The following is a 22688-nucleotide window of genomic DNA, read 5'->3' as shown; positions in this document are numbered from 1 at the left end:
TTTTTCTACCTCCTGAACATTTGTTTTCTCATTCTTTTTGCTTCTTTTTGTTTCTGTAGCCTGTCATTATTCATAAGGAAGGTTTCTTCTCCATTATCTGCTGCGACATATTTGGCAAGGGCACTAATTGTAGAGTGGGTAAATAAATCAATTAAGGAAAACTCCCGTTGAAACTGCTTGTTCAAACGGCTGTGAACCCTTGTTAAAAGCAGTGAGTGACCACCGATTTCAAAGAAGTTATCATTTACACCCACATTTTCAATTCCCAGCTCATCCTTCCATATATTTGTCAGAATGTTTTCCACCTCATTTCGAGGGGCCACAAAATCGGTTTTGCTATCCAATACAGGTACCGGCAGTGCTTTACGATCTACTTTTCCATTTGCTGATAACGGCATGGTATCAAGGAAAACATAAATACGGGGCACCATATATTCAGGCAGTGCCTTTTCAAGGAAGGCTTGAAGCTCTCCAGATTCTACATCCATCCCTTTTTCATGCACAACATATCCCACCAGATGCATATTGCCAGGCTGTTTTTCCCAGGCAGTCACAATGCTTTCCCTGACAGCGGGATGTTCTTGAAGTACTCTTTCAATCTCTCCCAGTTCAATCCGAAGTCCCCTGATTTTGACCTGAAAGTCCATTCTTCCAAGATATTCGATATTGCCGTCTTCCCTCCATTTTGCCAAGTCACCGGTACGGTACAGTTTTTGCCCAGGCTCCAGAGTATTTGGAACAAATTTCTCATCAGTCAGTTCGGGGAGGTTTAGATAGCCTCTTGCCAAACCTACTCCTGCAATACATAACTCTCCGGCTACTCCGATCGGTTGAGGGTGCATTTTTTTATCCATGATATACAGCTTGATATTGTCAATTGGCTTTCCAATAGGAATACTATCCAGATCTTCTTTTGTAATACAGTCAAAATAGGACACATCTACGGTTGCTTCGGTCGGACCATAGAGGTTTGCCAATTGGGTACCATTCTTCTCCAGCAGGCGTTTAAAAAGTCTGACATGTGAAGGTGCCAAAGCCTCACCGCTGGCAAAAACCTGTTTTAAGCTTGCAATTCTCTCAACTTTCCCTGTATCATTGATATATTCTAAAAATGAATTCAACATGGAAGGTACAAAGTGCATCACTGTAATGCGGTTCTTTTCAATGGCATTGACAAGCATTCCGGGATCCTTTTCTGCACCTGGCTCAAGGAAACATACCTTTGCTCCCTGCATGGACCACCAAAACAGCTCCCACAGAGAGACATCAAAAGTAAATGGTGTTTTCTGCAAGATAATGTCCTCTGGTCCTATAGGATATCTTTTTTGCATCCAGTGGAGCCTGTTTACCAAAGAGTGATGCTCAATGAGTGTCCCCTTGGGTTTTCCGGTAGAACCGGAGGTATAGATGATATAAGCCAGGTTCCCGGGTCCGGCAAGCCCCGGCAAATTGGAGCTGTCTCCTTCATATAGGGAAGCATCTTCCAGAAATATCCTATGTATATTTTCATTCACTTCGATTGAACTGAATTTTCTATGAGAAAGCAACAGGGTTACTCCGCTGTCCTCTAAAATATAATTGATTCTATCCCTGGGATAGTGTGGATCGACAGGCAGGTATGCTCCTCCTGCTTTTTCTACAGCCATTATACCGATAATCATCTCCAAGGAACGTTCCAGCATAATTCCAATGATACTATCCTTTTGAACGCCGTTTCTGCGAAGCAGCCTTGCCAGCTGGTTCGATTTCTCATTCAGTTCAAGGTATGTCAGATGTTGGTTTCCAAATATTGCAGCTACGCGCTCAGGGTAATTGGAAGCATTTTCCTCAAAAAATTCATGGATCACTCTATCCCCCGGATAATCCGCTTCCGTATGATTGAACTCCAATAAAATCTGATTTTGTTCTTCCTGGGTCAGCAGGACAATATCTGACACTTTTTCTTCAGGTACCATGGATATTACTTCAAGAATATTCAATAAATGAACGCCTAATCTTTTTATGGTTGAATTCTTAAAGAGAGCTGAATTATAATCAAATCCACCTTTGATTCCATCTTCTGATTCAGCCAGCTGCAGCCTTAAATCAAAGGGAGCCATACCACTTTCCACATCAATTTGATTTATTTTTAAACCTGGCAGCTCCAACTCAACTTTTTGTGTATTGTGGAATATTAACATGGTTTGAAATAGTGGAGTCCTGCTGACATCACGTTCAGGTTTCAATTCTTCAAGGAGCTTGTCAAAGGGCAATTCCTGGTATGTATAGGCATCCAGTGTCATGTTCTTAATCTTGCGTAAAACCTCAATGAAACTGGGATTTCCCTCAAAATCGGAACGAAGGACAAGGGTATTCATGAAAAACCCGACCAGACCCTCTACTTCTTTCCTGTTCCTATTGGCAACGACAGTACCCGTGAAGATATCTGTTTGATTTGAATAACGGTAAAGTAACGTCTGAAATGCCGCAAGAATAATCATAAAGAGAGTAGTGCCTTCCTTGTTGCAAATGGCTTTCAGTCTTTCTGTCAAAGGCCCTGACACCGAAAAAGGTTCAAAGCCTCCCTCATAGGTCTGGCTTTTAGGTCTTGGGTAATCGGTAGGAAGCTGTATGGTTGTTGGATTTACCAGCTGCTTTCTCCAGTAACCCAGTAATTCCTCCAGGGTTTCACCCTGAAGCCGGTTTCTTTCCCAAACAGAAAAGTCAGTATATTGAATAGGCAGCTCCGGAAGCTTCAAATCCTCTCCTTTTAAAAATGCCTCATAGAGCTTGAAGAACTCCCCCACAAAAATAGCATTAGACCAGGCATCCGAAATAATATGATGAATAATCATGGAAAATACGTATTCATTTTCTCCTGTGACAAAAAGGCAAAATCGGAATAATGGTCCTTTTTCAAGGTTAAAAATAAATCTTGCTTCTTCTTTTAAGCGTTTTTTAAGGTATTGTCCCAGTTCCTCCTGCGGAATATGACGCAAGTCCATCTCAGGCAAGGTCACTTCAACTGATGGGTTTATAATTTGAACCGGTCTTCCGTCAACATTCTTAAAAGTCGTCCTTAACGATTCATGTCTTGCAATTACTTCCTTTAAAGACTGAATAAGAATCTCTTTGTGAAGCGTTCCGCTCATTTTTACTGCATTGGAAATATTGAATACAGGGTTTGCCTTTGTAAGCTGACTGAAGAACCACATGGACTGCTGGAAGAAAGACAGAGGTATTCCCTGTCCGTCCTCTTTTGAGGTCCTTGGAATAGGTTCTCTGTTTGTACGTGCCTCCATATTCACCTGTCTTAAAAAGCTTAGGATATCATCTTTTCTGTCTTTAATTTCGAGAAGCAGTTCCTTTGTTACTACCCCTTTGGGTGCCTGATACTGGAGTGCATCATTTTCCAACCAGAGTCTTATATCGAGTTTTCTCAACTTCGTTAAAAAATCAATAATAGACATATTTCCCTCCGTCAAATGGTTCCACCTTCAAGTTCTTCACTGGATGCTGCCTCTTTTACACCTTCCGTTGCCCAGCGGAACGTCTCAATCAATTGTGCAATGCCTGCTGCTGTTGTAGTTTCAAATAATTTTCTCATAGGGATTTGGACATCAAATTTCTTGCTGAGGTCTGTCGCAACTGCAGCTGCTATCAATGAGTGTCCGCCCAGTTCAAAAAAGTCGTCATGGATCCCAATCCTGTCAAAACCAAGGACCTCCTGCCACTTTTCGATAATGGCACTTTCTACTTCATTGGCAGGTGCCACATAAGCTGACTCCAAATCAGGACGCGGCCTTTTTTTCAGCTTTTCATTACTTTCAAAGCCAAATTGCCCTTCACCTCCATTGGTCTTTAGTCCTAAAGGAGACACATCTATTCTGGTGCAGCTACCGTTTACTTCCTTACTTAGCTCTTCCAAGCGTTCCTTCAAAGCTAAAAATTCCTCTAACTGTTTCTTGCGTTCTTCATTGCTGTTTGTCCGGTTTTGCTCATCCAGCTTTAATGTGATGGTAATACTTGCTTCCTTAAACTCTGAGTCAGTAATACTGCTGGTAATATCCTCTTTCCTGGAAATCAATACATCAGGTTTTGACACACCCCGTTTTCCTGGCTCTATCCAATAGCGCTGTCTCTCAAAAGGATAGGTAGGCAATGGAATACGGTGGCGTTTTTCTTCAACATAGAATTGATTCCAATCCACTCTTCCTCCCACATTCCAGAACATTCCCAAGCATTTGAATAAGGCTTCACAATCGGAAGTTCCTTCACCCTTACCAGGCATTGAATATAGGATGGCCTGTTGAACACCCTCATTTTTATACTTTTCTGCCTCAATGGTCAGCTTGTTTCCAGGTCCAATCTCCAGTAGAATTTGGTCAGCGTCTTTCATTATTTCATTTAAGCCGTCGCCAAACCGGAAAGAACCTCTTTGACGTATCCAGTAATCAGGGCTTCCAAGCTCGGTATCTGTAATCCAACCTCCGGTTACACAAGAGATAAAGGGTATGTCCACTTTACCATTACTTATCCTGGATACTGTTTCCGGAAGGCTGCTATCTTCTGAAACAGCCAGTTTCAAGGCATCTTCAAGGGATAGTACTCCGGACAGGCAGGCAGCAACTACCTCGCCAATACCCTCGCCAATCATACAGCCAGGCTTAATACCCCACTTCATCCATAACTGAGCCAGGGCATATTCAACAGCAAAGAGAATTCCTCTCCCTGTTCCGGCATCGGATATTTGTATTGCTGACCGTTCTTTATCCGATTCAGTTGGGTAAAGAACACTCTGTGCATCCTTACCTGTTTGAGATTGCAGAATTTCACAGCACCGGTCCACTGTATTCCTAAAATTATTTTCTGTTTTGTATAGCTCTGCACCCATATTGACATATTCCCCTTCTCCCGGGAACATGAACACAACTGGCTGAACTTTAGGTTTCTGGAAGTATGTAAAAACACTTACAGGTGACATATTTTCAAATTTGTCTGTCAAATCATTCATGTCCCTGCAGATCAAAACTCTGCGGTGATTAAAATTCCTTCTTCCAAGATGCAGTGTAAACGCAACATCTGCAAGATTTGTATCTGGATTGTTCCTAGCAAAACGGATAAGATTGCCAGTCATCTTTTCCAATGCCGTACCTGTCTTGGCTGATAAGGAAATAATCTGCCACGGTCTCTTTGAAACCTGGGATGATTCCACCTGAGGTGATTCCTCCAAAATCACGTGGGTATTCGTCCCACCTATTCCGAAAGAACTAACCCCTGCTCTTAATGGGAACCCATCTGTTTTCCAATCGGATAATCTTGTATTCACATAAAACGGGCTGTTCTCAAAATCGATTTTGGGATTTGGCGCTTCAAAATTAAGGCTTGGGGGAATCACTTTATTTTGCATGGAAAGCACTGTTTTCACCACACTTGCCAAACCACCGGCATTTACAAGATGTCCAATATTGGTTTTTACAGAGCCAATGGCACAAAATTGTTTTTTCTTTGTATACGCACGAAAAGCTTTTGTTAAGGCAGCAATTTCGATGGGGTCTCCAAGGTCTGTACCTGTGCCGTGACCATCTATATAGGTAATGGTTTCGGGATTTACACCCGACATTGCAATAGCTTCCGCAATACACTCTGCCTGCCCGTCAACATTCGGAGCTGTATAACTGTTCTTTTGAGAACCGTCATTATTGATACCTGTCCCCTTAATAACTGCATGAATATGGTCTCCATCTGCAATGGCATCTTCCAGTCTTTTTAATGCAACAATTGCAAGACCGCTTCCGCTGACTGTTCCGTTTGCTTTGGAATCATAAGCACGGCAATGACCATCGGAAGAGCCGATTCCTCCTTCCTGGTAGAAAAAGGCTTCATTTCTTGAAACCTGGAAGCTCACTCCCCCCGCTAATGCAAGATCACACCCAAAATTCATAAGATTTTGGCATGCATCATGGACAGCCACCAGAGATGAGGAACAAAGGGTATTTACATTCACGCTGGGTCCTGTCAGGTTCATTTTGTAGGATACCTTTGTAGCCAAAAAATCCTGCCCGTTTGCCAGCATGATTTTAAATGATCCCACTGTGTCTGCCAATCCAGGATTGGAGTATAGATTTCGTATCATGTAGCCGCTTAAGTTTGCACTGCCATAGACAGCCACTCTCCCAGTATAAAGCTCTGAATTATACCCGGCACTTTCCAGTACCTCCCATGCGGTCTCCAGATACAGACGGTGCTGTGGATCCATGATTTCAGCCTCTCTGGCAGAATAGTCAAAGAAAGAGGCATCAAATAAATCCATTCCGTCCAAAATAGCATCTGCTGCTACAAATCTCGGATTATCCAATAAATTCTCATCTATACCCATTTTTAACAACTCTTCACGGTTAAAAAACTTGACAGATTCTACTCCATTGTAAAGGTTTTGCCAAAATTCCTCCATATCCGCTGCCCCGGGGAAGCGTCCACCCATTCCGATAATGGCAATTGCCCCTATTCCATTACTTTCATCAAAATTACTCACCAAATTCCACCCCTTTTCTTGTTTGCATGCGCTGTCTTCTCTGTTTCATCAATTCCAGCTGTTTGTTAACCCTGCTGTTGACTTCTTCAAAAACCGGCTGAGACTCTTCCTTATTATCATTTTTTAAATAGCCTGCCAGTGATGCGACGGTATTATATTTGTACAGGTCGACCACAGCAATATCTGTTTCAAACTTTTCTTTCAATTTGGTATGGAACTGTATTAACAGCAGGGAATCTCCACCTAATGCAAAAAAGTCATCCAGAATTCCTACTTTATCAATCCCCAAAACGTCCTGCCAAAGTTCCGCCAGTTTCTTTTCTGTATCACTTTTAGGAGGCACATATTCGTTTTCCAGTTCCGGCCTGGGATGTCTTTCTTTTGAAGCTGCAGCCTCTTCAAGGGTATCTTTGATACCGGATTGTTCAAAATAGTTGGCTTGCTCAATAGCAGCCATAATGTCTTTCGTTGAAACGATGATTTGAGGTCTGAAGCAGCCATGAAGGATACTACCGAATGCCTTCTGCCCTTCGGCAGGAAGAATACCTTCATGCAGTATTCCTGACCTGCTGCGGAGCCCTTGCTCTGCCAACTCTCCGATAAACGCGGTTTCACTTTTCTGCAATCCCACCGAAGTCCTACTCTTGATGTTTGCAGCAGCTGCCTCACCTATCAGTTTCATTGAGAAATTTTTAATCCCGATAATCTGTTGCCCGTTTTCTCCTAAAATGTCTATATCACAGGTGATGATTTCCTGGGATGAATGGCAGCCGTTTTTAAATCGGATATAGCCATAAATCTTTTCAGGCATTGGCTCCTTTATTTCAATCTTTTCATAAGAAAAAGGCAGATAATTTCCTCCAGCCGCCAGTCTTACCGCACCCGTAGCCATATCCAGCATAGCCGGGTGAATTTTGTGGCTATGAAGGTCGGAAATATACTCCTCAGCCAGACCAAGTTCAACGAAACCTTCTGTTTCACCATGAGAGAACTTCTTAAGATTTCTCCACCGATTTCCAAAGCTGATGAATTCTTCTGAAAGCTTTTGCTGTTCTTCCGACGAGTACACTGTCTTCCCGGAGCACTTTTCCATTAACTCCCGGATGTTAAATATTTGACTCTCCAAACCTGGAGGGCAGCTGATTTTCCCCCTGGCATGTTCCAGCCAGTTTTCCTTATCCTCCTGTGCTCCGCTTTCCTGGCTGATAATACGGAAATCATAAGCCTCTCCATTTTTATTTAAAAGGGTGTAAACCTTCCTTTTCTCCCCTTGCCTTACTGCCATAGGGCTTAAGAATAGGACATCGGATATTTGAATATTTGTTTCCCCTGTTGTATCCTCAAATGCAGCCCTGGCCATTTCCAGGTATGCAGTTCCGGCAATGGTCGGTATTCCTAAGACAAGGTGCTCTGATAATATCCAGTCCTTTTCAGGAGATAGCTCCTGGGAGTAAATCACTTTTTCCGGCTGCTCCAAAATGCATTTTCCTAAGAGAGGGTGTATTTCTTCTTCTGAATCTATTCCCAATCCGGTTCCAGCAGCCATTCCTACTCCAGGCCATCTATCCCAGTCTATAGAAACCAGACGGGTGCCCCGCCTGCTGTCATAGGCCTGTGCAAAGGCGTCCAGGAAAGCATTGGCTGCACTGTAATCCAACTGTCCGAACCCGCCGGTAATGGCATTTAATGAAGAACAGAATATCATAAAGTCAAGGTTATCTTCTTTCATTGTCTTATAAAGAAACTGTGTACCTTGTACCTTAGGTAAAAGCATCTGCTCCGCATGCTCTTTCTTTTTGAGCTGAATCATTCCACCACCTGGGTTTCCTGCTGCATGTATCACTCCATCAATCGTCCCATACCTGTTTATTGTCTTTTCACGTAAAGAGCGAACCTGCTCCAAATCAGCAATATCTGTCCGGCATACATAGATTTCTGCACCCATAGCCAGTAATTGCTTTAATTTTTTTATTTTACTTGATATGGTATCTTTCTTATGGTGGGCAGTAATCCACTGCTCCCACTGCTCGACATCCGGGAATTCGGAGCGGCCTGCCAGAACTAATTTGGCCTTTGCCTCCCGTGCGAGAAACTCAGCCAAAACAAGCCCTATGCCTCCCAAACCGCCGGTAATGAGATAAACACCATTCTGTTTGATTTTTATAGATGGATTTGCAGCTTTCCCGAGTTCCATTTTTTCAAACTCCTGGGTCCAACGATTCAAGCCCCGGTAAGCTACAATCCCTTCTTCTGTTTGTATGGTAACTTCCGTAATCAACTGCTCTATTAAATCTTCCTGCGCCTCCAAAGAATCTATCTCAGGCAGGATACAGTCAATGCTGCTGCACCGGATATTGGGATACTCTCTGGGAATAACCCTGCAAGCTCCAAGGTGCAATGCCTTCTCAGGATATAGAGGTCCTTCATTAAACACCCTTTGAGAATTGTTTGTGATTACCTTTATTTGTACAGGAGTTGTCATTCCACATCTTCCAATGGCTTGTGCCAGGAGCATCATGCTATAGAACAAACTTTTCCCACACTGAATACTCTGCTCTGCTGCGCCAGGATTTGTGTATTCTGTTAAGCCAAGCAAGTTAATCACTTTTGCAGGTGTTTTACCCATTGCGGACAATTCCCTCAATAATCGCTCATAATCTTGATAATCGTCAATATTGATTGCATATTGATTGCTTCCGGTTTTATTGAATTGCTCTCCCTTGACTGCTACAAATGTGTCGGTATATTCCTTTATTAGTCTATTTATAAAAGCATGGGCAAAAATATTTTTCTCGGTCAATACCAGCAATACTTCTTTCCCGGTACCATCCTTTGTATTTGGATAGACACCATTTTTCAAGGACTGCTTCCAAACAGGCGTATAGAACCATTCAGAAAGCCCAGCTCTTTTGGCTTCATTTTTATGGGATTTCACAGCATCAACTGTTTTATCCTTCTTAACCCAATAAGACTGTCCATCAAAGGGGTAGTTTGGAAGTGCTACCCTTTTCCGCTTTTCTTCCTTATAAAGATTGCTCCAATTTATCTTATTTCCGGTGGTCCATAGGTTTCCAAGCTGTTCCAATGAATATTCAGCCGGCTCTTCAATGGTTAAAGCTCCAGCATCTGCTGCTTTGGCGTCATTTATATTCTTTTCCAAAAGCTCTATTGCATTCTCAACCGATGTACATACCACAAACCTTCTAAATTCAAATTCCCTTCGTCCCACCTGCAATGTATAGGCCATATCAGCCAGATTAATCTCTTTATTTGCTTTCAAAAAGTTTGCAAAATTAGCAGTCATTCTTTCCAAAGCCTGGTTACTTTTTGCAGAGAAAACCAATAAGACCTCAGAATGATTATTTATATCACTGTAAACTACCGGAGCCTCTTCCAGCACAGCATGGGCATTGGTGCCACCGATGCCGAATGAACTGATCCCTGCTCTTAAAGGCCCCTGGCTGTTTTTCCACTCGGTCAGAGACTCATTTACATAAAACGGGCTTTCCTTGAAATGAATCTTTGGATTGGGGCTCTTGAAATTGAGGCTTTGCGGTATCTTTTTATTGCGAAGCGATAATACTGTTTTAATTAAGCCCGTTACCCCTGCGGCTGCATCAAGGTGTCCGATATTGGTTTTTACCGATCCAATGGCACAAAAGCCTTTTTTATCAGTCCTTTGATTAAACACCTGGGTCAAGGCTTCTATTTCAATAGGATCTCCTAATGGAGTTCCCGTACCATGTGCTTCAATATAGGTAATGGTTTCTGGCTCAACACCCGCCTTTAACTGGGCTTCTGCAATTACTCCGGCCTGGCCGTCAATTCTGGGAGCAGTATATCCTATTTTTAATGCCCCGTCATTATTAATGGCTGTACCTTTGATAACAGCGCTGATGTCATCTCCATCCGCAATTGCTTCCTGAAGCCGTTTCATAACAACCACACCCGTTCCATTTCCACCCACGGTCCCTTTTGCCTGCTCATCAAAAGCCCTGCAGTGGCCATCCGGAGATAAAATCATCCCTTCCTGGTACAAGTAGCCTGACTTTTGAGGGAGTCTGATACTCACACCACCCGCCAAAGCCATATCACACTCCCCATTGAATAAGCTCTGGCATGCCAGATGAACAGCAACAAGAGAAGATGAGCAAGCGGTCTGCACCGTTATGCCCGGACCTTCAAGATTCATTTTATAAGCGACACGTGTAGCCAGAAAATCCTTGTCGTTGCTGATCATAATCTGGTAATCACTGGCTAAACCTTGAGAACCACGGCTTTCTTTAATGTTTTGGATATAATGATTCATTCCCACACTTGCGTATACACCAATCTTCCCCTGATAACGCTCCGAGTCATAACCAGCCGTTTCAAGTGCTTTCCAGCATTCCTCCAGGAATATCCTCTGCTGTGGATCCAAAATCTCGGCTTCTCTTGGATTGTATCCAAAGAAGTTTGCATCAAATTTATCCACATCATTCAGTATACCCCAAGACTTTACATAGCCTGACTTCTTTAAAAGTTCCGGATCCACCCCTTCTTCCAATACCTGTTCGTCTGTAAAACGGGAAATGCATTCAACCCCATTACACAGGTTATCCCAAAACTCTTGAATATTTGCTGCACCCGGGAATCTTCCACTCAAACCGATGATTGCAATATCGGTATCCTTCTTTTCACCAGAAATCCGACCGTTGGAATTCCCTTTCGGTTCAGGTTGGTTCCCAGTCTGCAGAAACCTGGCCAGGGTACTTATTGTGGGGTATCGGAAGAGGTCCATTATAGATACTTCTTTATGAATGGCATTACTTATTTTGCTTCTAACCTGTGCCAAAAGTAAAGAATGTCCGCCCATATCAAAGAAATTGTCGTTAACACCTATCCTTTCCAGGTGCAAAACTTCCTGCCAAATCCTTGTGATCGAATCTTCCGTCTTATTGGAAGGTGCTGTATATTGGGTTGATAATTGCGGCCTTATGTTTTCAGGCATAGGGAGTGCTTTTCTGTCAATCTTCCCGTTAGGTGTCATGGGGAAAGAATTTAAAAATATGAAGCTGGACGGTATCATATAATCAGGAAGCTTTTCTTTCAAGCTTTTACGAAGGTTCTCGGAGCTTAAGGTCTCCTCAGCTTGTTCCGACACAGGAATGATATAAGCAATCAGTGTTTTTTCACCTGCAATCACTTCTTTTGCAACAACCACACATTCTTTGATTGATGGGTCGAGGTTTAACAAGGTCTCAATTTCGCCTAATTCTATCCTGAATCCCCTGATTTTTACCTGATTATCCATACGTCCCACAAACTCCATATTGCCATCCCGGGTAAACCTGACCAAATCTCCCGTCCTATATAGACGAGCCCCCTTTTTCCCACTGAAGATATCCGGAATAAACTTTTCACGCGTTAATTCAGGTAGATTTAAATACCCTCTTGCCAGTCCATCCCCGCCGATGAGCAATTCACCGGGTATTCCTACGGGGACAGGATTCATTGCCCTGTCTACCACATAAACCTGAGTATTGGCGATGGGCTTACCTATATAAATATCTCCATCTTTCGAATCAATACGTTCCAATGTAGACCATATGGTTGTTTCGGTAGGACCATAAACATTCAAAAGGGTCTGGCATCTATCCAGAAGCTGATTTGCCAAATCCCGGGGCAGGGCTTCTCCACCGCATAATACTGTCAGGTCTTGATTACCGTTCCATCCCGCTTCAATTAAAAGTCTCCATGTAGCAGGTGTAGCCTGCATTATGGTAATATCCTGCTGATTTATAATCTTCATTAATGCGCTGCCATCAATGATTTCATCTCTCTTTGCAATGACTACTTTGGCACCGCAAATCAGCGGCAGGTACATTTCAAGTCCTGCAATATCAAAAGAAAGTGTCGTAACAGCTAAAAGTGCATCTTTCGCACAAATTCCGGTCTTTTTCTCCATGGAGATAAGGAAATTAATCAGCGCACGCTGTTCAATCTGAACACCTTTAGGATTTCCGGTAGAACCGGAAGTGTATATTAAATAAGCCAAATGATGCCCTTCATAATTTCTATTTGGCTTTTCAGCACTAAACCGGGATATAGTATCCTTTTCCGCATCAAGGCAGATGACTCTGGCATCACTCTGCGGTAAAGTGTCTGCAAGCTTACTTTCGGACAGTATGATATTTACCTTTGCATCCTCCAACATAAACGCAAGCCGTTCTCCCGGGAAGACAGGATCCATGGGAAGGTATGCCCCTCCGGCTTTATGTATGCCCAGCAACCCAACAAGCATATTCACCGAGCGCTCCATATAGATACCTACAATACTTTCCGCTCCCACTCCATTGGAAATCAGGTAATGAGCCAATCGGTTCGATTCACTATCCAGCTCCCGGTAAGTCAAGTGCTGTTTCTCACACACAACCGCCAGCACCTGGGGTGTTTCTTCCGCCTGTTTGGTGAATAATTCCACCCAACTCTGACCCTTACTGAAATAATCTTCTTTTGTATCATTCCATCTATTGATGAGTGTATCTTTCTCCTCAATGGTAAGCATTTCAAAATCATCCAGACCGGCCTTGGGGTTTTTTAAAATATTCTTCAATAATTGTTTGTAATGACCAGACATCCGGATGATCGTGTCTTCATTAAATAACTCTGTATTATATTCAAAATCTACAATCATACCTTCGCCTGCTTCACGAATGTCCACGGCAAGATCAAATCTTGCATAACCTGCATCCAGATCCTTTTTCGAAACACTGAGCTCAGAAAACTCCATGCGCGGCAGTGGAGAATTCTGCAAACTGAATAACACCTGGAATAGTGGGTTTCTGCTCATATCACGTTCGGTGTGAAGCTCCTCTACAAGCTTTTCAAAGGGAACATCCTGGTTTTTATACGCTTCTAGAGTCACCTTTTTTATAAGTCTTAAAAACTCACTAAAATTAATTTCACTGGAGAATGTAGTACGCAAAACAATGTTATTTGTAAAGAAGCCCATTAAATCCTCCAGATCTTTCCTGTTCCTGTTGGCAATGGGTGAACCTACCACAATATCCAATTGTCCCGAATACCTGTAAAGCATGAGTTTAAATGCTGCAAGCAATACCATAAAAAGAGTTGCATTCTCTTTTCCGGCATAAAGCTGCAGCTTATTCACTAATTCTCCCGAAATTGTACAGGTGAATTTTGCTCCATGATAGGTCTGGACAGGTGGTCTTTGTTTATCCAGCGGCAAGTCTAAAACGGGAAGTTTTCCACTGAGTTTTTGTTTCCAATACTCAATTTGTTTTTTTAGACTCCCCTCTTTTAACTTTTCAATCTGCCACTGTGCGAAATCTGCATACTGAATAGCGGGTAAAGGTAAATCTTCTGCTTTATGATTCAGAAATGCTTCATAGTAGAAATTAAGCTCTTTTAAAAGAATGCCAAAAGACCAACCATCAAAAATGATGTGATGTACTGCTAAAACAAGTATGTGTTCCTCTTCATCCATTTGGATGAGCATGCCCCTTAAAAGTGGAGCCTTTTCCAAGTCGAAGGGTTTCGAAACCCACTCCTTTGCAATGTCTGATGCTTTTAACTCTTTTTCGTTCGCTGAAGTATCAAAAAGGTTAACATATTCCATAGGCATTTGGGCATCCTTGTTTAACACCTGAGCAGGCTGTCCATTCTCTTCAGTAAAAGATACCTGTAAAATCTGATGTCGTTTTATCAAAGCGTTGAAGCTTTTTAAAATAACTTCTTTTTTTAGGCTTCCTTTTAATACTAACCCGGTATACAGATTGTATTGCGGGCTCTCTGAATTCAAGCGGTCCAAAAACCAAAGCCTCTGTTGTGCAAATGAAAGAGGCAGCCTATTTTTTCCTGCTGAAGTACTTTTTATCAGTTCAACCCTTCCTTGCCGGTTCTTGAGAGAAAGCTCTACTTTCTTTGCCAAATGCTCAATGTCAGAGTTTTCAAAAATCTCTCCCTGTTCCAATTCAATTTCAAAGGAATCTCTGATTCTGGATACGATTTGTGTGATATGCAAAGAATTCCCGCCCAAAGCAAAGAAATCATCACAAATACCAATTTGTTTTATGTTTAATACATCACTCCATATTTGAGCCAATTCTTTCTCAGTATTGCTATTTGGCTGTACATACTCTCTTTTTTCAAAATTTTCTTGAAGCAAGAGCTCTATCTCATGTTTGACTAGGTCAAACTCCCCCCGCATATAGCTATCCCGAAGTTTATAGCGCTGGACTTTCCCGCTTGTGGTTTTAGGTATATTTTTCACTTGAATGACATGGGCAACTTCAATGCCGATTTTCTCGCTTACAACTCTTTTTAAGCTGTTAACAATTGGAATAAAGTTTTCAAGCTTTTGCTTATGCAGGACAAACAAGACCAGGTCGTCACCTTTGCGGTTTTCGTTGAATACACCAACTGCAACTATTTTCCCCAGTTCAACACCCTCGACACCTTCTCCGATCCGTTCAATGTCATGAGAATAATAGTTTTGCCCTGAAGCAAATATGACATCCTTTGCCCGCCCGGTTATGATGAGCCGTTTTTCTTTCATAAAGCCCAAATCACCGGTATTTAGCCACCCATCCGGTGTTATGGTTTGTTCGGTTGCTTTTTTATTATTATAGTATCCTGATGTAACATTTCCTCCCGAAATGTGAACATACCCAATCTTATTTTCACCAATATCATGATTTTCCTCATCACAGATGCGTACATAGCAATTGTAAATGGGATAACCCTCATCCATAAAAATTACTGCATCTTTATCTTCTTTGCTTGTTTGTGCGATAGTTTCGCCCACTTTGAGATGATTCCGGTTTAAAACATGGAATCTAAAATCTTCACCTGGTTCCGGGAAAGCAACGGCAATTGTACCCTCCGCAAGGCCATACACTGGATGCATTGCATTTCTTTTAAGCCCATAGACCGACATACTGTCCAGAAATTCATTGCATAAATCCAAAGAAATGGGTTCTGCTCCGTTATAGATTAACCTGACATTTGATAAATCCCAGTTTATTTTATCGTCAGCATGATAGAATTTAAGAAAATGCTTGTATCCAAAGTTGGGAGAATAAAGGATTGTTACCTTATGTTCACTGGCCTTCTGAATCCATAAGGAAGGATGTCTTATAAAAAGAGCTGTATTGATGTTGTATTGGTTCATACATGCCAGCATACCCTTTATATGAGTACCGATCAGCCCCATATCATGCGTGAGCGGCATCCAGTTTAATCCGATATCATTGGGTTCAATATGATCCCATTGAATAACGGCATTGAGGTCTACCAGTACATTTTCATGGGTAATCACAACACCTTTCGGATCCCCTGTAGAACCTGATGAGAACTGAATAAACGCAATATTATTGGATTGAGAAAGATAAATATCTCCATCATTCTCGGTTTGTATAACCTCTTCCACAAAAACTGCACTTCTTTTTATACACTCTATTTTATCACTTATATTGTTTTTTTCCGCATACGCGCACAGCTTTTCAAAAAAGTCGGCTGTCACTATGATTCCGGGATTATTTAATATGTCCCAGATTTTAAACAATTTCATTTTATGCTCATCGTTATTTCCCGTTGTGACGGGCACAGGAATCATCCCTCCAAGAATACATGCCCAGAAAGAGTAAATAAACCTTTCATTGTCATCAATTTGGAAGATGACCTCATCGCCCTTTTTATATCCGAATTTTTGGAAGTGATATAAAAGTTTTAGAGATGTATGATATAGTTCTTTATAAGAAATATATTTCTCCTGGGTGTCACCCAGTATAAATGTAATCCCCTTTTGTTCCTCATTTTTTCTGGAAATGAACAATTCGGTTAATGTTTTATAGTTGTTCATTTGCTCCCCCCTAATTAAAACATAGTCATCTTTTTTATTCAGTGTAAGTTGACAATCTTGTTATCAGGAAACTGTTATTTTCTCAAAAACCGGATTTCCAGGATTCTTTCTTATATTCTTTGGCCGGAAAAATACTTCAAGCTTCAAAGTGTCCGGTTGGAAAATAACCATCTGGAGAGTCATTTTATTATATACATCTCCACTTTCAGAAAAGGTTCCGGGTGAACCATCAGCATAGCAGGCAACCTCTTTTAGCTCTTCAAAGGATACGGTTGCCCCCTTGTTCTGCAGTTGTTTTTTAATATTATTCCATCTTTTCGTATTGTACTTGTTGCTGCTGTGGTTATCATGATTACCATAAAGAATAAAGGAATTGACCGAGGCAATGGAATCCTTGATTTCCCATGAAACACTGTTGTTTAATTTGGAATCTTCTGTTCTTATGGCACGTTTGACCTTATGTCCATTTGTTCCGTTTCCGCTGAAATTGTTTTCTAAAATGATGCTGGTATCCGGATCTGAAAAACCAATATTGTGATTAAAGGAATAGAGTTTTGTCGGGTCCTGCATAAATTCTGCCGCTTCTTTCATGGTTTTTGTATTTTCCAAGGCAAAACGAAGGTCTAACGGATAGGATCTCCGCCCCTCTGAAGAGTAAGGAGCATTTGTTCCTGAATCAAGAATTCCTGCAAAAACTTTATGGTCGTTAAATCCTGTCAGTATGCCCATGTATCCCAGATAGCCGATGGAATATACTTTTTTATCCGTGTATTTATAAGTAATGAAGGCCTGGATCTTTGGAAGTTGGTTTACACTCCCTCCGTACCAGTCAAGATTTCTGGCAACCATATTCCTATGATCGTCAGAACGGTCACCATATACAGAAATATAACTGCATTGAGTGCCCCGGACTGCATCGGTAAAAAGGTTAAAAAGAAAGAACTCATCTTTTGAGATTTTATTATCTTTAAAATTATTTTGGCTTCCCCCCGAAAAAACCGAAGCCATCCCTTCGATCTCTTCTGCATACTCCTTGTTTACCTGGGGCTTGATATCCTCTACTCTATACATTGCATATTTATTTTCATAGCTTGTGAGATTCTCTCCAATGTACGAATCAACAAGAGATTCATAATTGGGCACCACTTTTAAAATCCCTTTTGCATAAGCTTCTCCTAACTGTTTATGTGTCAACCCACAGGTAAAATCAATCTTAACATTATAGTAATTTCCTTCATTTACTATACTGACCCCTTCCGCCTGAAAACTTGCGTCCCCGGCTATTACAGGTATCTCTTCGCCGCACCCTGCCTGAAACAATAATAATAATATCAAACAACCTGCCAATAAGTACTTTCGCATTTTTACTGCCCCTTTATTTAAATTTATCACACGAATGTCTTCAAAGCTTCGTTTTAAGCACTTGCAGTTAAGTTCACTTTATACTCCAATATTTGTCCCGTTTCCATCTTGATATGCTTGTCCGCATCATCAAAGTAACTGTCATCATGGGTTATGGCGATGATTGTTTTGCCGCGAGCTTTTAGTTCCGGCAGCAGTACTTTATAGAAGAACTTTCTAAATTCAGGATCTTGGTCGGCCGCCCATTCGTCAAAGAGATACACCGGCCGTTCTTCCAAATAGCTTACTAATAATGCCAATCTTTTTCTTTGCCCCGTTGAAAGTTTGGTACTGCTGAACAAACCATCCTTGACCTGTACTTTGTCATCAATTCTGAGTACCTTGAGATACTTCCGAATTTCTTCTGTTTTGGACTGGTAGTCAATTCCATACATTTTATCAAATAGATAATAGTCACCGAAAATTGCGGAAAAGTAACTCCCTAAAGTTTCCTGATCGGCTTTTTCCCCATTAATGGAAATTTCACCTTCATCAGGGGTGTATAAGCCGGTTATCAGCTTTGCCAATGTGGATTTCCCGCTTCCGTTTCCTCCAGAAATAAAAATGATTTCTCCTGACTTAAAATCACAATTGATAGGCCCCACTCTGAACTTTTCACCGTTCTCATTTTTATATTGGAACACAACGTCTTTTACTTTAATGTCAAATTTACTGTTTTGTACCTTGTTGTCTGCTTTCTTTTCATTGCTCTCAATACATGAAATATCCTTAATAAACTGATTGATTCTTCTCCAGCTGACCAAAACACGCATTACGCCGGGGACCAGAAAAATTTCCTGGTTGACAATACCTCCCATATACAGGTACACCAGGACATAGTTTCGAAGTGTATTATTTTGCAGATTAGGGAAAAGCAACGGGAAAATAAAAACTACTATGCCTACTACACCAATATAGAGAATCTCACCCAGTATGGATACGCCGACAAAATCAAATTCAGCTTGTACGCGTGTATCCCTATAGTCTTCACAGCTCTTCTTAATATCGTTGGTAAACTCTTTCCCTTTTCTTTTATTTATGTACAATTCCTTAAAACCTTTTAGCATATCATTGATGTACTTAAAAAACGTATTTTGAATATCCCTGTTTTTCTCAAACATCTTTTCTGCATTCTTGCTGGCAATTAAAAATGCCCCAACAGCACCGCAGATAACCAGGACAGAAATCACCATACCAAGAAAATTAATCGTTGCCAGGTAGATGAAACAGGTAACAAGGGTGATAACTCCGGTTAATCCATTCACAAAGGCATTAACAAAACCGCTTACATTCTCCGTATCATTGTTCAGTGCCGCATGTATATTTCCATCTTCCAGTGCTTCAAATTTATCATAGGGTGCCTGCATCAATTTATTAATGATTTGTATCCTCTTGTCATATACAACTTCACTGGTAATTACAATTAATTTCTTTCTGACAATCATAGCACTGACAGTAAAGAGTGCAATACCAAGGATATAGAATAAGTATAAACCACTTTCAACCCCTGCTCTTCTGCTTTCATCATTCATTACTCTGCTTAGAGCCGCATTGATAACAAATATGACCATGGAATTACCTATTCCGCTTAAAATACTGAGGACGACAATCATAAAATACGGTTTATCACCCTTTTTAACAAAGAAATATGAAAGCATATAATATAAAAAGAACATAGGTATAACAACTACCAGGCACTTCACTGCATTCATCAAGGAAGACGGTCCGAATTCATCAATCAATGCCCATGTGGAATTGTACAGTGCGTAGGGTGCCTTATACAAACAATAACCAATGCCTCCTAAAAGCACGAAAGAAAACAGAAGTACTTCGATACCTTTGACACCATTTCCTTGAAATGTCCGCTTTTTCGTAAAAATTTCTTTAAATAAAACGAACAGGTAATATGTTGTAACCAACACAAATATGGTTGAAACCAACATCATTGTAAATCCTAACCCATTGTCAAACACTGCATCCACCCTCTCAAAAATTTATATCTGCACTGTATTCACTCTGCTATCTGACATCGCCGATACATGGTTACAAATAATGTCCATTTCCGTCTGGTGATTTATTCGCTATAATAAAAAAGCAACACAAAATAACGTAATGCTACATCTCAACCCATAATCACTGATCAAAACCTAAATTAAGGTTGCTCACAAAACTTATTACTGAAGGATTTATTTCAAGAGTAAGAAAATTTGTATATTCCAGAGATGAAAATAAACTTACAATTCTTTTCAGTTTTTTACTATATACCTCATAATAGTTATTTCCATAGTGAGTTGCTCTAGCCATATCAATTGGTTTATCAAAATTCATAATATTCACCTTTATATATGACATGTTTTTTACTAAAATTACTTTAAATTCTACTTTAATCCAAAACCACTTTAAATTCTACTTTTATTAAATCACTTTAAATTCTATTTTTTACTAAAATCACTTTAAGTTCTACTTTTTACTTGTTCTACTTTAATCTTCCAGTTAATTCTAACATAAGCTATAAAATAGTTAAAGTGGTTTTGGTAAAATCTTTTTACAAATACTACCGAAAACCACTTTATTTTACCTTATTCTACCTTATTTTTGACTATTTTTCCTTATTTTACCTCATTTTCCCTTATTTTTCCTTACTTTATTGTTTATGTTATACTTTTTACAAGTTTCACTTAATCAACAACAATAAATGAAGATAATCACCAAACTCCGGGTAAGAGTCCCAGTCCCTTGACACATCATCCTCCGTTTTTCGCTCCTCGACTGAACCCGTTTTAAAATCTCTTTTTTCCATTGCTATGTAGCCAGAGAACAACAGCCGTTTCACGGCAAACTTAAGTTTTTTTGTTGGGCGGGCAGCCCTATATTATTAGTTTTATATGTCCGGTTTTAGCACTCCCTATCATTCCACTCCTTGGATTATCAGTTCTCCTGTTTCGTAGTTTCATTGCCATTATTTTGATACAATACAGGGTGTCTTGCCTTACCATTGGGATTTACCTGTACCAATTGAATGGAGAGGAAGTGGAATATAGCATTTAAAACCCTGTTTCCCTGTCTGCTACGCTGGTCTTTGCCCTTTCCGGCAGAGCTGAAATTTATAGGAGCCACGCCGCTGAAACGAGCCAGCTTGTCGGAGTTGGGGAACCTTTCAATATTGCCAATCTCAGAGATAATGCCAGCTGCTGTGACAAGGTTGATGCCCGGCATGGTATGAAGCTTGTAGCCTGTGAGTTGTATCAGTCTTTCCAATTCCCTGTCTATATCCTCATTCTCCTGCTTCCTGAACTTCAATTCCCGTACAATGCTCTTGATTATGAGGTCACGCTCATTCTGATAATCCTTCTCCTGTGGGCTGTTTCCCTCTGAAAGTGATATTATCTCCTGCACCTTCTTTACCGTCATACCCCTATGCACCTGCCGTAATTCCTCCAGCAATTCTTCCGGCTGTACATCTTTCAGATGCTGGGGATGGGGGTACTTCTCCCAGAAATACATGGCTGTTTTGGTGTCCACATCACAGAAATATTGCTTGTAGCTTGGGTAAACATAGGTAAGCTGGGCATTCAGCTGGTTTTTGGCAACAATAATGCCTTTGACAAGGGAATCCCTGCGTTTGACAAGTTGCCGGATCGTCCAGAATAAATCGTCATGCTGTTCATCCGGCAGGTTGTCCTGCATATCCCTCAGTATCCTTGCCACACAGAATGCATCGTAGGAATCATCCTTTCTGGACATGGGTACGCTTGAACGCATTGCATCGGTGTAGGCAGGATTTACATGCTTGACGGTGTATTTATGCCCCAAAAGGTAGGATGCAAAATTCCGCCCGAAGCCTCTGGTATCTTCCAGTCCGAATATGGGATGCAAGTCCCCGTATAGCGATTTCACACCGGCCATGAATTTGTCATAGGCCGACGGCCTGTTAGCGAAGGTGATCTCGCCTAATTTGTTAGTCCAGCAGTCCATAACCACTGCCGTATGGGTATCCTTATGCATATTGATGCCTATAAAAGCCATCCTGCGTTTCTGATAAATGCTATCTCCTCCGTTTCTTTGCTTTGTCTCCATAAAACCTGCCGGCAACCGCACTTTATGAGCGTTAGTCCAAGAACTTCAGTTCTATGACCTCGCAAGGGAGCGTAAACCTATCCATTTTCCATGTGACAAATTACGTGATTTGCACTGCTTTTCAGTGCTTGGCATCACGAGCCTTGATTCAATTGTTGTGTGTGATATTAACTCTGACAAACAAGGATTGCAAGTAGATTCTGAGGCCTTTTAAATAGAAAAAACAAAAAACAGAGAAGAAAAAATCATCGTTTAATCTTCTCTGTCCGCATATGCTATTCATAATATTCCTTATTGAAAGTTCTGAGGGAAATCCCCCCTTAAACCCCCGGCTGCCTCCATTTTAGCATGGGCAAAAATGTCGGTCAAGCTATGGTTCACCATGAACCATGGGGGGATGTTCTATGCCTCATGGACTAAGTAAAAACCGGGCTGGAGAAATTAATCCGTGCAGCATGTTTTCAATCATCAAATTCCTTGCCCCCGTGTGGCGACGTGTTACCCCTGTTTCCGATTTTCAAGCGACTTTGGGGTACGAATACCCATGCACAGATTGAGAAGGAATTTGAGGGCAATTTGGCGACTGTTTGTTTTTGATACTTTTACGAACAAATTGTGCTGAACCCAGGGGTTGAAAATGATGCAGGTTAAAGAGGGGTGGTCGTATTATGAGAACGCATGTATTTACCAAGGGGTTACATGGTGATCATTACTGACACCTGTAGCTTTTAATGAAATGTTCAGAAATACAGAACCTTTAACATCATGGTGCATAATTTACTTGAAATCAAATTTAGCAATAACCATCCGCGAAACAAGCTTGTCAATTAT

General features: G+C 41.1%; 7 protein-coding genes. All 7 read right to left on the bottom strand.

Annotated features, from left to right (window positions below):
* Positions 1–5: 5 nt before the first annotated feature.
* Positions 6–3449, bottom strand: a complete 3444-nt coding sequence (locus tag T344_RS29170) for a non-ribosomal peptide synthetase (RefSeq protein ID WP_051572198.1) — start codon at positions 3447–3449, stop codon at positions 6–8.
* 11 nt (positions 3450–3460) lie between these two features.
* Complete coding sequence (locus T344_RS0123485) at positions 3461–6514, bottom strand: type I polyketide synthase (protein ID WP_027630728.1); 3054 nt, start codon at positions 6512–6514, stop codon at positions 3461–3463.
* A complete protein-coding gene (locus T344_RS0123480; RefSeq protein WP_027630727.1) occupies positions 6507–16379 on the bottom strand; it encodes a non-ribosomal peptide synthetase in 9873 nt (3290 codons plus the stop codon). Before T344_RS0123480 ends, T344_RS0123485 begins: the two co-directional genes overlap by 8 nt.
* 63 nt (positions 16380–16442) lie before the next feature.
* Positions 16443–17741 carry a C45 family autoproteolytic acyltransferase/hydrolase gene (locus T344_RS0123475; protein ID WP_027630726.1) on the bottom strand — a complete coding sequence of 433 codons (1299 nt, stop codon included), beginning with the start codon at positions 17739–17741 and terminating at the stop codon, positions 16443–16445.
* A gap of 53 nt (positions 17742–17794) precedes the next feature.
* Positions 17795–19753 (bottom strand): cyclic peptide export ABC transporter, encoded by a 1959-nt coding sequence (locus tag T344_RS0123470; RefSeq protein WP_027630725.1) that lies wholly within the window; start codon positions 19751–19753, stop codon positions 17795–17797.
* Positions 19754–19913: 160 nt separating this feature from the next.
* Positions 19914–20108, bottom strand: a complete 195-nt coding sequence (locus T344_RS0123465) for a hypothetical protein (RefSeq protein ID WP_027630724.1) — start codon at positions 20106–20108, stop codon at positions 19914–19916.
* 600 nt (positions 20109–20708) lie between these two features.
* The gene (locus T344_RS29165; protein WP_242842133.1) at positions 20709–21857 is read right to left on the bottom strand and encodes an IS110 family RNA-guided transposase; all 1149 of its coding nucleotides are present in this window, start codon (positions 21855–21857) and stop codon (positions 20709–20711) included.
* Positions 21858–22688 lie beyond the last annotated feature (831 nt).

Source organism: Ruminiclostridium cellobioparum DSM 1351 = ATCC 15832 (assembly GCF_000621505.1).
Classification (GTDB): domain Bacteria; phylum Bacillota; class Clostridia; order Acetivibrionales; family DSM-1351; genus Ruminiclostridium; species Ruminiclostridium cellobioparum.
Note: the sequence above shows the minus strand (reverse complement) of the source record. Positions and strands in the feature narration are given on the sequence as shown.

Coding starts and splice junctions, on each gene's coding strand:
- T344_RS29170 (WP_051572198.1), bottom strand. CDS start 3,449: ATGTCTATTATTGATTTTTTAACGAAGTTGAGAAAACTCGATATAAGA.
- T344_RS0123480 (WP_027630727.1), bottom strand. CDS start 16,379: ATGAACAACTATAAAACATTAACCGAATTGTTCATTTCCAGAAAAAAT.
- T344_RS0123475 (WP_027630726.1), bottom strand. CDS start 17,741: ATGCGAAAGTACTTATTGGCAGGTTGTTTGATATTATTATTATTGTTT.
- T344_RS0123465 (WP_027630724.1), bottom strand. CDS start 20,108: ATGAATTTTGATAAACCAATTGATATGGCTAGAGCAACTCACTATGGA.
- T344_RS29165 (WP_242842133.1), bottom strand. CDS start 21,857: ATGGAGACAAAGCAAAGAAACGGAGGAGATAGCATTTATCAGAAACGC.